This is a genomic window from Streptosporangium sp. H13245 (assembly GCF_055690525.1).
Map to the genome: position 1 here is coordinate 134,996 of NZ_JBSZKT010000005.1, position 14,191 is coordinate 149,186.

The following is a 14,191-nucleotide window of genomic DNA, read 5'->3' on the forward strand; positions in this document are numbered from 1 at the left end:
CCGGCTTGGGGAACCGTGTCGATCCGGTCCCAGATTGAAGCAGGATTTAACAAACGGATCAAACTTTCCAGTGGTGATGTCGGGGGAAGTCTTGCTCAAGTTAATGTTGACTGCAACACTCCTGCTTTGGTCTGCCGTGTCCCTTACGGCCGGTCTACCCCACTTACACTGAATTCTGAAGGAGTAGCGGCCGTGTCCCGCACTCGGTACACCCGTCGTCTTCCGGCCGTCGCCCTGGCCGCCGGTCTCGCGCTCGCAGTCTCGGCATGTGGCGGGGAGGCCGCGGAAACCTCTGCCGCGCCTGCCGCCAGTGCCTCGGCGGCGCAGCTCAACCCCAACGCGGACCTCTCCAAGCAGAGCATCGCCATCTCTGTCTGGGAAGGCTATACGCCCGAGGACCTGCCTCAGCGGATCAAGGACAACCTCAAGACGACCCTCAAGGTGGCGCCGCACGCCACCAACGAGGAGATCATGGCGAAGCTCACCAGTGGCGCCGACACCGGTTTCGACGTGGCCTTCGTCTCCGGCCAGTACGCCCAGGCCCTCAACGAGGCCGGGCTGCTGGAGCCGATCCACCCCGAGCTGATCCCCAACCTCGCGAACCTCTACCCCGAGGCCAAGGAGCTGTCCTACGACAAGGGCAACGTCTTCTCGGTCCCCTACACCTGGGGAACCACGGGCATCTGCTACCGCACCGACCTGGTGAAGACCCCGCCCACGAGTTGGAACGATATTCTCAGCCCGCCGCCCGAGGCGCTCAAGAAGGTCACCATGATGACCACCGAGCGCTGGCTCGCCCTTCCGGCCATCAAGGCGCTCGGCTACTCGGTCAACACCAGGAGCGACGAGGAGATCGCCAAGGTCAGGGCGAAGCTTGAGGAGGCGAAGCCGAAGCTGCTCAGCTACGACGACACCACCTTCGGCGAGAAGCTCAAGACCGGCGAGGCCGTGATGGTCGAGGCGTGGGACGGCTGGTGCCCGACCACCGAGAAGAACATCAAGTTCGTGATCCCGAAGGAGGGCAGCGACCTGTGGGTGGACACCATGGTCGTGCTGAAGTCCTCCAAGAACAAGGAGGCGGGTCACGCCTTCATCAACTACATCCTGGACCCGAAGGTCCACGCCTGGGCCGCGGAGAACATCCTCTACAAGGTCCCGAACAAGGCCGCGATGGACGCGCTGAACCCTCAGCTCAAGGCTGACAACGCCCCGCTGCAGATGACGCCGTCCGACCTGCTCAAGGGCGAGTCGATCATCGACCTGGGCGAGGACTCGGCCAAGTTCACCCGCCTCGCGACCGAGGTTGCGACGAAGCAGTGACACGTTCCACCGTTTCCGGCGCGTCCGCGAGATCGCGGGCGCGCCGGTCGCGTGCCCTGGGAAGGCTCGTCTTCCTGGGGCCCGGCCTGACCTACCTGCTCGTCCTCCTGCTGATACCGCTCGCCCTGCTCATCGGTTTCACGGTGTTCCGCAGGGGCCGGTTCGGCGGCGTGGTCTACGAGGTCACGGGCGAGAACTTCGCCCGGCTGCTCGACCCGCTCTATCTGGAGGTCCTGCTCGGCTCGCTGAAGCTGGCCGCGATCGCCACGCTGATCGCCCTGCTGATCGGCTACCCGACGGCGTACCTGATCGCCCAGCTCCCGCGGAAGTGGAAGACGATCGCCCTGGTGGCGATCGTGCTGCCGTTCTGGACCAACTTCCTGGTCCGCATCTACGCCTGGATCGTTCTGCTGAGCGGCCCCGGCCTGGTCAACAGCACGCTGCTGGACCTGGGGCTGATCGACAGGCCGCTGGAACTGCTCTACAACCAGGGCACCATCGTCGTCGGCCTCGTCTACTCGTACCTGCCGCTGATGGTCCTGCCGCTGTACGCGGCGATCGAGAGGCTCGACCCGCAGCTGCGTGAGGCCTCGGCCAATCTCGGCGCCTCACCGGCACGCACCTTCGCGTCGGTGACGCTGCCGCTCACCCTGCCGGGGGTGCTCACCGGCTGCCTCTTCGTCTTCGTGCCGAGTTTCGGCAACTTCATCATCCCCGAACTGCTCGGTGGCGGCCGGTCCATCATGGTCGGCAACCTGATCAGGGACCAGTTCCTCAAGGCGCGCGACTGGCCGTTCGGATCCACCCTCGCGCTGGCGCTGATCGCCGTGCTGATCGTCCTGCTGCTCCTGCAGGCCTGGAGTACCCGACGTGCGTAGATCACGCCTGCTGTACGTCCCCTTCTGGGTGGCCTACGTCTTCCTGTACACGCCGATCGTCGTGCTCGTCGTGATGTCGTTCAACGCGGGCGAGTCCCCCTACGTCTACGAGGGCTTCAGCCTGGACTGGTACGGCGTCCTCGCCCGGGACGAGAAGATCCTCGAAGGGCTGGTCAACACCCTCATCGTGGCCGCGGGCTCCACCGTGCTGGCCACGGTGCTCGGCACCCTGCTGGCCGTGGGCCTGGCCAGGCACACCAGGTCGCGGGCGCTGGACGCGCTCGGCGTGCTGCCCGCGGTCCTGCCCGACCTGGTGCTGGCCATCGGGCTGCTGGTGTTCTACGCCACGATCAAGGCGACCCTCGGGCTGCACTCGGTGCTGCTGGCCCACACGGTGTTCGGCATGGCGTTCGTGACCGCGGTGGTCCGCACCCGGCTCACCGGCGCCGACGCCTCGCTGGAGGAGGCGTCCAGGGACCTGGGGGCGACGCCGTTCACCACGTTCCTGCGGGTGACGCTGCCGCAGCTGGCGCCGGGCATCATGGCGGGCGCGCTGCTGGCGTTCACCCTCTCGATCGACGAGTTCGTCATCGCGTTCTTCACGGCGGCGCCCACCACGCCGACGCTGCCCATCGTCATCTACTCAATGGTCCGCTTCGGGGTCACCCCCGAGATCAACGCGCTGGCCACGCTGCTGCTGCTGGTGAGCTTCACCGCGGTCATCGTGACCCAGCGGATGACCCGACTGACGGAGTCGCTGTCCTAATGCTGAAGATCACAGGTGTCAGCCGCCGGTTCGGTGACGTCACGGCGCTGTCGGACGTCTCCCTGGAGATCCGGCAGGGCGAGTTCTTCGCGCTGCTCGGCCCCAGCGGCTGCGGCAAGACGACGCTCCTGCGGATCCTGGCGGGCTTCGAGTCACCCGACGGCGGCTCCGTCACGCTCGACGGCGACGACCTGCTCGGCCAGGCGGCCCACCGTCGCCCGGTCAACCTGATGTTCCAGTCGTACGCGCTGTTCCCGCACATGACCGTGGCGAAGAACGTCGCGTACGGCCTGGAGAGGGAGAGGCTGGGCCGGGCGGAGGTGCGCCGCAGGGTCGGCGAGGTGCTGGAGAAGGTCGGGCTGGACACCATGGCGGGGCGCAGGCCCCAGCAGCTGTCCGGCGGCCAGCGGCAGCGGGTCGCGCTGGCCCGCGCGATCGTGAAGCGGCCGCGCCTGCTGCTGCTCGACGAGCCGCTGTCCGCGCTGGACAAGAAGGTGCGCGCGGAGATGCAGCTGGAGCTCAAGCGGCTGCAGAACGAGGTCGGCATCACCTTCGTCGTGGTCACCCACGACCAGGAGGAGGCCATGTCGCTCGCCGACCGGATCGCGGTCTTCAACGCGGGCTCGGTCGAGCAGGTGGACGCCCCGGTGGAGTTGTACGAGCGCCCGCGCACCCCGTTCGTCGCCGGTTTCGTGGGGGCCAACAACATCTTCCCCGGCAGGGCCTGCTCGGTCGGCCTGGCCGGTGACGGGCTCGGCGTGCTTCCCGGGATCTCGACCCTGCCCGACGGCACCCCCGCGCTGCTCGCCGTACGGCCGGAGCGGCTCAGGCTCGGCGCCGAGGGGGTGCTGCGCGGCGAGGTCGTCGACGTGAGCTTCTACGGCGGCGTCTCGCACGTGTCGGTCCAGGTGAGCGGCCGTCCCACGCCCGTCCTGGTGGCCACCCCGGGGGCCACCCAGGTTCAGGCGGGTTCCCTCGTCGCGCTCAGCTGGGCGGATGGGGACGGAGTGCTGATCCCTCAATGAGAAGACTTGAGCGGGTTGTTCGTCGCGGTCCTGGCGTAGTCGAGGATGAGCTCCGCCGCCTCCTGCGGGCCGATCACCGGGTGGCGGGCCGTTATGCGGTAGCCGTACGCGTCTTCGAGCGCGACCAGGTTGCGGGCGATGAGCAGGGAGTCTCCGGCCAGCCTGAAGGTCTCCAGCGCGGCCCCGGTGTCGAGGATGCTCTGGTAGAGCGAGACCTGACGGTCGTAGAGGGTGGTCAGCAGGAGCGCGTACATCCTGTTGCGGGGCGCGGCGCCGCCCAGCTCGTTGAGCAGCCGGACGTCCGGGTCGTCCGGGCCGTGCGGCAGCCCCGAGCGGATGGTCACGACGAGCTTCTCCGCGGGGTCGCGCATACCGCTGATCCGCTTGAGCCGCTGCTCGTAGAAACGCTCCATCCCCGCGTGGTGGGCGTCGACGAGCAGCTCGCTGAGGCGCGGGTAGTGGTAGAGGACCGCTCCGGAGGTGAGGCCGGCCTCCTCGGCGACATGGTTGAGGTGCACCCCCTCGGTGCCGTGCCGGATTATCGCCCGGTGTGCGGCCGCGATGAGATCCAGGCGCCGGTCCGCCCGTCCCTTGCGCGTCATATTCCCCCGCTCGTTGAAAACCACGCTCTGTGCCGGGGTCCATAGTGACTCTTTCCCAGCGTTTTTACCAGCCGAGAATTGAAGCATTCTTCAAAAGCCGCAACCTCTAGACGCAAGGAGGCGTGATGTCTCTCACGATCCTGTTCATGCCGGAGAGTGCCTACGGGCCCACGAACAACTGCATCGGCATCGGTGACATTCTTCGTAAGCGCGGACATCGAGTCGTTTTCGCAGCCGAGGCCTCCTGGAAGGGGAAATTGGAGGCCCTCGGATTCGAGGAGGATCTTGTCGATCTCGCGCCTCCCTCCGAAGAGGAGCAGGACGCCGGGCAGTTCTGGAAGGACTTCATCAGGGACACCGCCCCCGAATACCGGAAGTCGACCCTGGAACAGCTGGAGACGGTCACCAAGCCGATCTGGGACGCGCTTATCGACGGCGCCAAGTACTGCGAGCCTCAGCTGAAGGCGATTATCGAGCGCGTCCAGCCGGACGTCATCGTCGAGGACAACGTCATCACCTTCCCGGCGCTGCTGACGGCGGGCAAGCCGTTCGTCCGCATCGTGTCCTGCAACCCGCTTGAGGTACGCGGCGAGGGCGTCGCCCCGGTCTTCTCCGGGCTGCCCGCCGACGACCGCTCCGAGTGGGGCGCCTTCAACGCCGAGTACGACCGCACCCACCGCGAGATCTGGACCGCCTTCAACGAGTGGGTCGTTGAGCAGGGCGCCCGCCCGCTGCCGGACCTGGACTTCATCCACGAGGGCGACCTCAACCTGTACGTCTTCCCGGAGATCGCCGACTACACCGGCGCCCGGCCGCTGGGCGACTCCTGGCACCGCCTGGACTCCTCGGTGCGCGAGACGGAGGGAGGCTTCGAGCTCCCCGAGTCGCTGGCCGGGCAGGAGGGGCCGCTGGTCTACTTCTCGCTGGGCTCGCTCGGCTCGGCGGACGTCGGCCTCATGCAGCGGGTCATCGACGTGCTGGGCACCACCCCGTACCGCTTCATCGTCTCCAAGGGCCCGCTGCACGAGGAGATCAAGCTGGCCGGCAACATGTGGGGCGCCGAGTTCGTCCCGCAGACCAAGATCATCCCGCTGGTCGACCTGGTCATCACGCACGGCGGCAACAACACCACCACCGAGGCGCTGCACTTCGGCAAGCCGATGATCCTGCTGCCCCTGTTCTGGGACCAGTACGACAACGCGCAGCGCGTCCACGAACTCGGCTACGGCGTGCGCCTGGCCACCTACGGCTTCTCCGACGAGGAGCTGACCGGCGCGCTGGACCGGCTCCTGGGTGACACCGGGCTCCGTGAGCGCCTGGCCGCCGCGGGCGAGGAGATCCGCGGCCGGGACGGCCTGCGCAGGGCGGCCGACCTGATCGAGCGGGCCGGAGCCTGACGGCTCTCCGCATCACCACGACAAGGGAAGTCCCATGGGCAAGTTGATCAATCCGGCGACCGGCGACCTCCTGCGGGAGGTGGCCGAGACCTCGATCGAGGAGGTGGCCGCCGCCGTGCGGCGGGCCCGCGCGGCGTTCGAGGAGTGGAGCACCGCGACCCCGGCCGAGCGGTCCAGGGTGCTGCTGCGCTTCGCCGACCTCGTCGAGGCCGACGCCGAGGAACTCACCCGGCTGGAGGTCATCGAGACCGGCAAGCCCGCGTCGGTCTTCCGCGACGGCGAGCTGCCGTTCGCGGCCGACAACCTCCGCTTCTTCGCCGGGGCGGCCCGCTCGCTGGACGGCACCGGCGCGGGGGTTCTCAGCTCCGGCTACACCTCGGTGCTGGTACGCCGCCCGGTCGGGGTCGTCGGATCGATCGCCCCCTGGAACTTCCCCCTGGTCATGGGGGTGTGGAAGATCGGCCCCGCGCTCGCGGCGGGGAACGCCGTGGTCATCAAGCCCGCCCCGCAGACTCCGGGCACCACGCTCAGGATGGCGGAGCTGTTCGCCCGCGCCGGCGCGCCCGACGGCCTGCTCCAGGTCGTCCTGGGCGACGCCGAGGTGGGCGAGGCCCTCGTCGCCGACCCGGGCGTCGACATGGTGAGCGTGACGGGCTCGACCGCGACCGGCCGCGCCGTCATGCGCGGCGCCACCGGCTCCCTGAAGCGGGTCCACCTGGAGCTCGGCGGCAAGGCCCCGGCGCTGGTCTTCGGCGACGCGGACCTGTCCGAGATGGCGAGGGGCGTCGCGATGGGCGCCACCTACAACACCGGCCAGGACTGCACCGCCGCGACCCGCGTCTACATCTCCCGCGACGTGTACGACGAGGCCGTCGAGGCGCTCCACACGACGCTGGCCCAGATCACGGTGGGCGACCCCTGGGACCCGGCCACCGACATCGGCCCGCTGATCTCCGCCGCGCACCGCGACCGCGTGCACGGCTTCGTGGAGCGCTCCGTCGCGGCGGGCGCCTCCGTGCTGCACGGCGGCGTCCCGCTCGAAGGTCCCGGGTTCTACTACCCGCCCACGCTGATTTCCGGCGCGGCGCAGAGCAGCGAGATCGTTCAGGGTGAGCTTTTCGGCCCGGTCCTCGTCGCCCTGCCCTTCGACGGCGAGGACGAGGCGGTACGGCTGGCCAACGACACCCCCTACGGGCTGGCCTCCTCGGTCTGGTCCAGGGACGTGGCGAGGGCGCTGCGTGTCTCGCACCGGCTCGACGTGGGCGTGACCTGGGTGAACGACCATCTGCCCATCGCGTCCGAGGCACCGCACGGCGGGGTCAAGGGAAGCGGCTTCGGCAAGGATATGAGTCAGGAGGCGGTTCAGGAATACTCTGTGACCCGCCACCTGATGATCAAGCACCAGGCTCCGGAGGTGAGGGATTCCTTCCGGCCAGCCTGAAAGCTTTGACGCCATATGTCCCTTTTGTGGGGATATGTCGGCAATTACTCCATTCGAAGTGACATAAAGGATGTGCTCAAATTGCTTCCGCCGCTTCCAAATCCGGCGAGGGGTTACGTAGGCCAGTGATGACACAAGACCGCCGGAGCCACCGCGCGTCAGGGGTGGGCAGTCGACTCCTGCCGGCGAACTGGCGCGTGCGTCCCCGTCTGGTCGCGCTGATCCTGCTCCCGACCGCCGCGGCCGTGCTCCTCACCGGCCTCCAGCTCACCACGGCCCTGTCCACCGCCGGCGAGTACCGCCGGATGGCCGAGGTCGCCTCGCTGGTCGAGTCGCTCGGAACCCTCTCCCACGAGATGGCCGAGGAGCGCGACCTCACCGCCTGGTCCGTCGCCATCGCCACCCGCGCCAACCTCAACAAGGTCACGGAACAGCGCGAGGTGGTCGACCGGAGCAGCGAGCAGGCGCTGGCCGCCATGGACGCCCTCGACTCCTCGCAGGCCACCCGGGTCCGTGCCGAGGTCGCCCAGATCCGCCGCTGGCTCGACGGGCTCCCCGGCCTGCGCAGGCTGATGGCCGAGGGAAGCGTGCTCCCCCGGGCGGCCCTCGGCATGTACACGCGGATGATCACCGACTTCACCACCCTCCACGACGACCTGGGCCGCGGCGGCGGCGACGAGCGCCTCATCGGGGACGCGCTCGCGCTGGGCGCGCTGACCCGGGCCAAGGAGCAGGTCGCCAGGCAGCGGGGCACCCTCCTGGTCAGCTTCCTCGACCGCAAGTTCGACTTCGACGACCCCGCCGACCTCCTCGGCGCGTACCGGAGCCAGCTGAGCGAGGAGAACGCCTTCCGCGCCACCGCCTCCGCCAACGACATCAAGAGCTTCCGCGACGCGGTCAACGGCCCCAAGGTCGACAAGGCCGACTCCATGCGCGCTCTCGTCATGTCCCTCATGCGCGAGAACAAGCCGCTGGAGCGGATCGGCCGAGGCTGGCTCATAAGCGCCGACAACTGGTACGGCGCCTCCAGCGCGATCGTGGACGGCATGCGGACCGTCGAGCGCCGCCTGGCGTCCGCGGTCGTCTCCCGCAGCCAGGAGATGGAGAGCGCCGAGCAGCGCAGCGCCATGATCTCCGGTGCCTCGATCCTGGTCCTGCTGGTCCTGATCCTGCTCATCACCGCCTGGGTGGCCGGTACGCTCGTGCGGCCGCTGCGCAGGCTGCGCAGCGAGGCGCTCGAGGTGGCCGACACCCGGCTGCCCGAGACCGTCCGGGTGCTGCGGGAGTCCGGCGACCACGCCCCGCACGTCGAGGTGCCCTCCATCGGAGTGGTCTCCCGCGACGAGATCGGGGAAGTGGCCCGCGCCTTCGACGAGGTCCACCGCGAGGCCATCCGGCTCGCCGGTGACGAGGCCCGCCTGCGCAGCAACATCAACGCGATGTTCGTCAACCTCTCCCGCCGCACCCAGTCGCTGGTGGAACGGCAGATCGACCTCATCGACGACCTGGAGCAGGGCGAGCAGGACGAGGGACGGCTGGGCAGCCTCTTCAAGCTGGACCACCTGGCCACCCGCATGCGCCGCAACTCCGAGAACCTCCTGGTCCTCGCGGGCCAGGAGCAGAGCCGCCGGTGGAGCGAGCCGGTCCCGCTCAGCGACGTCGTCCGCGCCTCGCTGTCGGAGGTCGAGAACTACGAGCGGGTCAACCTCCGGATCGAGTCGGGCATCTCGATCATCGGCCAGGCCGTCAACGACATCGTCCACCTGATCGCGGAGCTCGTCGAGAACGCGATCTTCTTCTCGCCGCAGGACACCAAGATCACGGTGACCAGCAACGGCAACGAGATGGGCGCCGTCATCCTGGCGGTCACCGACTCCGGCATCGGCATGAGCGACGAGGAACTGGCCGAGGCGAACCGCCGCCTGGCCGAGCCTCCCGCGGTGGACCTGTCGGTCTCCCGCCGGATGGGCCTGTTCGTGGTCGGCCGCCTGGCCATGCGCCACGGCATCAGGGTCCAGCTCAGGCGCCCGGAGACCGGCGGCCTCAGCGCCGTCGTGCTCCTGCCGGTGCAGGTGGTGGCCCAGTCCACGATGATGCCCGAGATGGCGCTGTCGGGGCAGGGCATGCCGTCCGGCTCCTTCGGCGGCCCGTCCAGCTCGTTCGGCTCCATGTCCAACCAGGACCCGTTCGCCTCGGTGAACCCCGACCCGTTCGGCTCCGCCCCGAACCCCGACCCGTTCGGGACCGGCGCGGGGCGCGGCAACCGGCCGCAGGCCGATCTAGGGACGCCGCCCGCCCAGGCGCCTCTCCAGGTGCCGGCGCCGACGTCCGCGGACCTGTGGTCGGGGCCCGTGGTGCCCGCCTCGGCGGTGGAGGACCTGTGGTCGTCCCCGCTGGCGTCGACCGCGCCGCCGTCGTTCCCCTCCGCCTGGCCGGATCCGCCCGCGATCGACCCCTGGACGCCACACCGGCTGGAGCCGGTGGAGAACACCCAGGCCCTTCCCGTGGTCGAGATGCCGCCGACGGAACCCGAGCCCGAGGAGTTCCTGCCGATCTTCGCGGCGGTGGGATCCGACTGGTTCCGCAGCGGCGCGTCCGTCGCTCCGGAGCCGGAGGAGGAGGCCGCTCCCGAGCCCGAGGTCAAGCCACGGCCGCTGGAACAGCGGGTCAGGCGGGGTCCGCAGGGGCTGGAGACCCAGAACATCCCGCAGATCACGCACTCCACGCCGCCGCCCCAGCAGCAGCCCAGGCCACCGCAGCAGCAGGCACAGCCGCTGCCGCAGCGGGGGCCCCGGCAGCAGCCGCAGCAACCGCAGCAGGCGCAGCCGCCCAGGCAGGCCGAGCCCGTGGCCGAGAGGCAGCCGTGGAGCACCCCCTCCGACCAGGGGTGGGCCGCCGCCGAGGTCGCCAAGAAGCCCGTGGAGGGCGGCCTGACCGGAGCGGGCCTTCCCAAGCGGGTGCCCAAGGCGAACCTCGTTCCCGGAGCCGCCTCGGCGGCCCCGGCGGCTCCGGCCCCCCCGATGCCGCCGATATCGGCGGAACGGGTGCGCAGCCGTCTGTCCAGTTTCCAGCAAGGCGTACGGCAGGGGCGCGCTGAGATGAGCGAGCGCGCCAACGCCGTCGAGGGAGAGAACCAGCAGTGAACAACCAACTCAGCCAGGCCGCTCGCGGTTTCAACTGGCTGATCACCGAGTTCGTCAAGGAGATGCCCGGAGTGGCGCACGCGGTGATCGTCTCCGCGGACGGGCTCCCGCTGGCCTACTCCCAGGGCTTCCCCAAGGACAGGGCGGACCAACTCGCCGCGATCACGGCCGGTCTGATCAGCCTCACTCAGGGCGCCTCGCGGGTGTTCGAGGGTGGTCCGGTGGCACAGACGGTGATCGAGATGCAGCGGGGCCTCCTGCTGACCATGTCGATCAGCGATGGTTCCGCGCTGGCCGTGCTGGCCTCGCCGGACTGCGACATGGGCCTTGTGGCCTACCAGATGACACTGCTCGCAGAGCGTGCCGGCCAGGCGCTTACGCCTGCGCTTCGTGCCGAGCTGCAGTCGGTTCAGCGATAGGGGGGTGATATGGACGCACCAGGTTGGCGTGGCCCGGAGGAATCTCTGGGCACGCCTCAGGCCAAGAGCGGGCGAGATCGTTTAATTCGCCCGTACGCTGTGACCGGGGGCAGGACCGCTCCCCGGATGCAGCTCGCTCTCGAGGCGCTGGTTTCCTCGGCGACGTTCGCGGGCGTGGACCCCACCACGCTCTCCACGGAATATCAGGCGATCATCTCGCTGTCCCGGCAGGTGCGCTCGGTTGCCGAGCTCTCCGCCCTGTTGCGCATGCCTCTCGGCGTGACCCGGGTGCTGATCGCGGACATGGCGGCCGAGGGCCTGGTGCAGATCCACCAGCCGTCGCTGGATGCGGGTAAGCCGGATCTCAATTTGCTTGAAAGGGTGCTCAGTGGGCTTCGCAGGCTCTGACGCCGGGATGACGTCGACGAAGATCGTCGTTGCCGGCGGGTTCGGTGTCGGCAAGACGACCTTCGTCGGTGCGGTCTCCGAGATCATGCCGCTGACCACGGAAGCGGTGATGACAGAGGCCAGTGCGGACGTCGACGACCTCTCGCACATCCCGACTAAGCGAACCACCACGGTCGCGATGGACTTCGGCCGTGTCTCGCTGGACCGTGATCTGATCCTGTACCTGTTCGGTACGCCGGGTCAGCACCGGTTCTGGTTCATGTGGGACGACCTCGTGAAGGGCGCGATCGGTGCGATCGTGCTCGTCGACACCCGGCGGCTGGCCGACAGCTTCCCGGCGATCGACTACTTCGAGGAGGCCGGCCTGCCGTTCGTCGTGGCCCTCAACGGGTTCGGCGGATCGCACGTCCACGGTGAGGAGGAGGTGCGGGAGGCTCTGACGATCTCCCCGCACATCCCCGTCGTCCGGACCGACGCCCGGTCCCGCGACGCCGTGAAGTCGACCTTGATCACCTTGGTCGAGCACGTCCTGACGCTCAGGGTCTGACGTCACGCGCTGTGGGCCCCGTCCCGGGAGGGACGGGGCCCACAGCCGTTTCCAGGCCAGGGCATTCACCCGCCCGATAAGCCCGCCCGAAATCAGCTGATAACGCATGTCATAAAAGGAAGGGGATTAGGCGAGAGAGAAAGCCCGCGCGTGGATTCCCGGTCGCGGACGCGCCGCGCGGACGACCGGACGCGCGGCACCGCGATTCCGTCTCGTGCCCGATCATATGGCCACCGATTTCACGGTGGCCATTCCCATTGTGTGCGGAAAGCGCGCCCGGAGGAAAGCGGGAAAGCGAATCCGTGTTGAAGGGAGATGAAACAACGACGGCCGGTGGCGTGAACCTCACACCACCGGCCGCCGCTGTCCGCTTTCCTACATCGGCAGGGCCTCGACGACGGAGGAACCGCCGGGAAGCTCTATCTGCCGGCTGAGCCGGAAACCGGACTTGCCCAGGAGTTCCGCGTACTCGGAGGTGCTGCGCTCCATGCCCTCGCCGAAAAGGGCGAGCATCCGCATGTCGACGTCCTTGCTGATGTGCGGCCGGTCGTCGTCGGGGACCACGAACTCCACGATGAGCACCCGGCCGTCGTCGGAGATGACCTCCCTGATATTGCGCAGGATCCGGATGGAGTCCTCGTCCGACCAGTTGTGGAGCACGCTGCTCAGCAGGTAGGCGTCCCCCCCGGCCGGTACGGAGACGAAGAAGTCGCCGTCGACGAAACTGCACCGGTCTTCAAGACCGGCCCCGGCGAAGAACTCGCGAGCCCCGCTGACCACGCGTTCCCGGTCGAACAGAACTCCGCTGAGATCTGAGTACTCCTTCAGTACGGCGGCCAGGATGTGTCCCTTGCCGCCGGCCACGTCCACCAGGGTCCGCACGCCGGAGAAGTCGTAGCGGGAGGCCACGGCGTCCGCGAACGGCTGTGCCCTCACCACCATGTAGTCGTCGAACAGCGCGCCCGCCTCGGGGTTGGCCCCGAGGTACTCGTAGAGCGGCCCGTGCCGCTCCACGAAGCCCGACTTCCCGGTGCGCACGGTCTGCTGGACCTTGCCCATGCCGTACCAGAAGCCGTCCTCGGAGATCATCCGCACGGCGGAGCGCAACGAGTTGGGAGTGTCGTCGCGGAGGGTGGCCCCCGCCTCGGTCAGCTCGTACGTGCCGGGCGTGGCCGTGGCGACCATGCCCATGGAGGCGAGCTGGCGCAGCACCCTGCCCAGCGCGGGCGCGTTGGCGCCGCAGCGCAGCGCGAGCTCGTCGACGGTCAGGGCGCCGTCTCGCAGGTGGTCGGCGCAGCCCAGCTCGGCCATCGTGGCCAGGGCGGCGAAGCGGGAGACACCGCCGATCGCATCCCATACCGGTGCCTGTGGGTCGCTCATGAGAATCCTCTCTTCTCCGGCGTACGGTCCGGAGGGGGAGCCGTGTTTCCGGAGGGGGTCTGGAGGGCGTGACGTTTCAGGGAGCCGAGGACGACGGGCAGCGCCTGCCGCGTACCAGGCGGCCGACCTCGGCGCGCAGGTGCACGAAGTCGGGGTGCTCGCGGGTGGTGATCTGGTCGCGCGGCCCCGGCAGGTCCACGCGCAGGTCGCCCACGATCCCGGCGGGGGCCTTGGACAGGACCACGACGCGGTCACCGACGTAGACGCTCTCGTCGATGTCGTGGGTGATCAGCACGATGGTCATGTTGTGCAGGCCGCGGACCCGCAGGGTCAGGTCCTCCAGGTCCTCGCGGGTCTGGGCGTCGACGGAGCCGAAGGGCTCGTCCATCAGCAGCAGGGCGGGCCGGTAGGCCAGCGCGCGGGCGATGGACACCCGCTGCTGCATGCCGCCGGAGAGCTGCCACGGGTACTTGGCCGCGGCGCCCTGCAGCCCGACCTCCTCCAGCGCCTCCAGCGCCGACTGCCTGCGCCGCTGCTTGTCCAGGCCCTTGCGGCGCAGCGGGAGCGAGACGTTGTCGGCCACCGACATCCAGGGGAACAGGGACCTGCTGTAGTCCTGGAACACCACGGCCAGGTTGTCGGGCGTCCGCTCCACGGGGGTGCCGTTGAGCGTGACCTGGCCGCCGCTGGGCCGGATCAGCCCCGCGATGGAACGCAGCAAAGTGGACTTGCCGCACCCCGAGGGGCCGACGACGCACACCAGCTCGCCCTGGGCGACCCTCAGGTTGATGCCGCCCAGCGCGTTGTGCGCGGTCGGCCCGCTGCCGTAGGTATGGGAAAGGTTCGTGATTTCGAGCACGGCGGG

The 14,191-nt window shown here is 69.0% G+C and carries 13 protein-coding genes; 10 read left to right on the forward strand and 3 right to left on the reverse strand.

Annotated elements, in window-relative coordinates:
* Positions 1-192: 192 nt before the first annotated feature.
* Genes ACW9TB_RS12210 through ACW9TB_RS12225 form a run of 4 tightly spaced genes read left to right on the forward strand, consistent with a single transcriptional unit; the run spans position 193 to position 3,989 of the window.
* Positions 193-1,320, forward strand: a complete 1,128-nt coding sequence (locus ACW9TB_RS12210; RefSeq protein ID WP_472748085.1) for a polyamine ABC transporter substrate-binding protein — start codon at positions 193-195, stop codon at positions 1,318-1,320.
* Positions 1,317-2,198 carry an ABC transporter permease gene (locus ACW9TB_RS12215; RefSeq protein ID WP_472748086.1) on the forward strand — a complete coding sequence of 294 codons (882 nt, stop codon included), beginning with the start codon at positions 1,317-1,319 and terminating at the stop codon, positions 2,196-2,198. Before ACW9TB_RS12210 ends, ACW9TB_RS12215 begins: the two co-directional genes overlap by 4 nt.
* Complete coding sequence (locus ACW9TB_RS12220) at positions 2,191-2,964, forward strand: ABC transporter permease (RefSeq protein WP_472748087.1); 774 nt, start codon at positions 2,191-2,193, stop codon at positions 2,962-2,964. Before ACW9TB_RS12215 ends, ACW9TB_RS12220 begins: the two co-directional genes overlap by 8 nt.
* The gene (locus tag ACW9TB_RS12225; RefSeq protein ID WP_472748088.1) at positions 2,964-3,989 is read left to right on the forward strand and encodes an ABC transporter ATP-binding protein; all 1,026 of its coding nucleotides are present in this window, start codon (positions 2,964-2,966) and stop codon (positions 3,987-3,989) included. The genes ACW9TB_RS12220 and ACW9TB_RS12225 overlap by 1 nt, the downstream gene beginning before the upstream one ends.
* On the opposite strand, the gene ACW9TB_RS12230 is transcribed toward ACW9TB_RS12225, so the two are convergent.
* Positions 3,983-4,591 carry a TetR/AcrR family transcriptional regulator gene (locus ACW9TB_RS12230; protein WP_472748089.1) on the reverse strand — a complete coding sequence of 203 codons (609 nt, stop codon included), beginning with the start codon at positions 4,589-4,591 and terminating at the stop codon, positions 3,983-3,985. The two genes, ACW9TB_RS12225 and ACW9TB_RS12230, sit on opposite strands and share 7 nt — an antisense overlap.
* Before the next feature lie 125 nt (positions 4,592-4,716).
* Between ACW9TB_RS12230 and ACW9TB_RS12235 the strand changes: the two genes are divergently transcribed.
* From ACW9TB_RS12235 to ACW9TB_RS12260, 6 genes are all read left to right on the forward strand, one after another.
* Positions 4,717-5,988, forward strand: coding sequence for a nucleotide disphospho-sugar-binding domain-containing protein (locus tag ACW9TB_RS12235; RefSeq protein WP_472748090.1), 1,272 nt, complete (start codon positions 4,717-4,719; stop codon positions 5,986-5,988).
* A gap of 34 nt (positions 5,989-6,022) precedes the next feature.
* Entirely contained in the window at positions 6,023-7,429 is a 1,407-nt protein-coding gene (locus ACW9TB_RS12240) for an aminobutyraldehyde dehydrogenase (RefSeq protein WP_472748091.1), read from the forward strand.
* Between the two features lie 197 nt (positions 7,430-7,626).
* Complete coding sequence (locus ACW9TB_RS12245) at positions 7,627-10,572, forward strand: sensor histidine kinase (protein WP_472748092.1); 2,946 nt, start codon at positions 7,627-7,629, stop codon at positions 10,570-10,572.
* Positions 10,569-10,991 carry a roadblock/LC7 domain-containing protein gene (locus tag ACW9TB_RS12250; protein ID WP_030906232.1) on the forward strand — a complete coding sequence of 141 codons (423 nt, stop codon included), beginning with the start codon at positions 10,569-10,571 and terminating at the stop codon, positions 10,989-10,991. Before ACW9TB_RS12245 ends, ACW9TB_RS12250 begins: the two co-directional genes overlap by 4 nt.
* Before the next feature lie 9 nt (positions 10,992-11,000).
* Positions 11,001-11,399: a DUF742 domain-containing protein gene (locus ACW9TB_RS12255; RefSeq protein WP_472748093.1), complete on the forward strand. Its 399-nt coding sequence runs from the start codon at positions 11,001-11,003 to the stop codon at positions 11,397-11,399.
* 7 nt (positions 11,400-11,406) lie between these two features.
* Entirely contained in the window at positions 11,407-11,946 is a 540-nt protein-coding gene (locus tag ACW9TB_RS12260) for a GTP-binding protein (protein WP_329091233.1), read from the forward strand.
* Positions 11,947-12,321: 375 nt separating this feature from the next.
* On the opposite strand, the gene ACW9TB_RS12265 is transcribed toward ACW9TB_RS12260, so the two are convergent.
* Positions 12,322-13,326 (reverse strand): methyltransferase, encoded by a 1,005-nt coding sequence (locus ACW9TB_RS12265; protein ID WP_472748094.1) that lies wholly within the window; start codon positions 13,324-13,326, stop codon positions 12,322-12,324.
* 76 nt (positions 13,327-13,402) lie between these two features.
* Positions 13,403-14,185, reverse strand: coding sequence for an ABC transporter ATP-binding protein (locus tag ACW9TB_RS12270; protein ID WP_472748095.1), 783 nt, complete (start codon positions 14,183-14,185; stop codon positions 13,403-13,405).
* Positions 14,186-14,191: the final 6 nt, after the last annotated feature.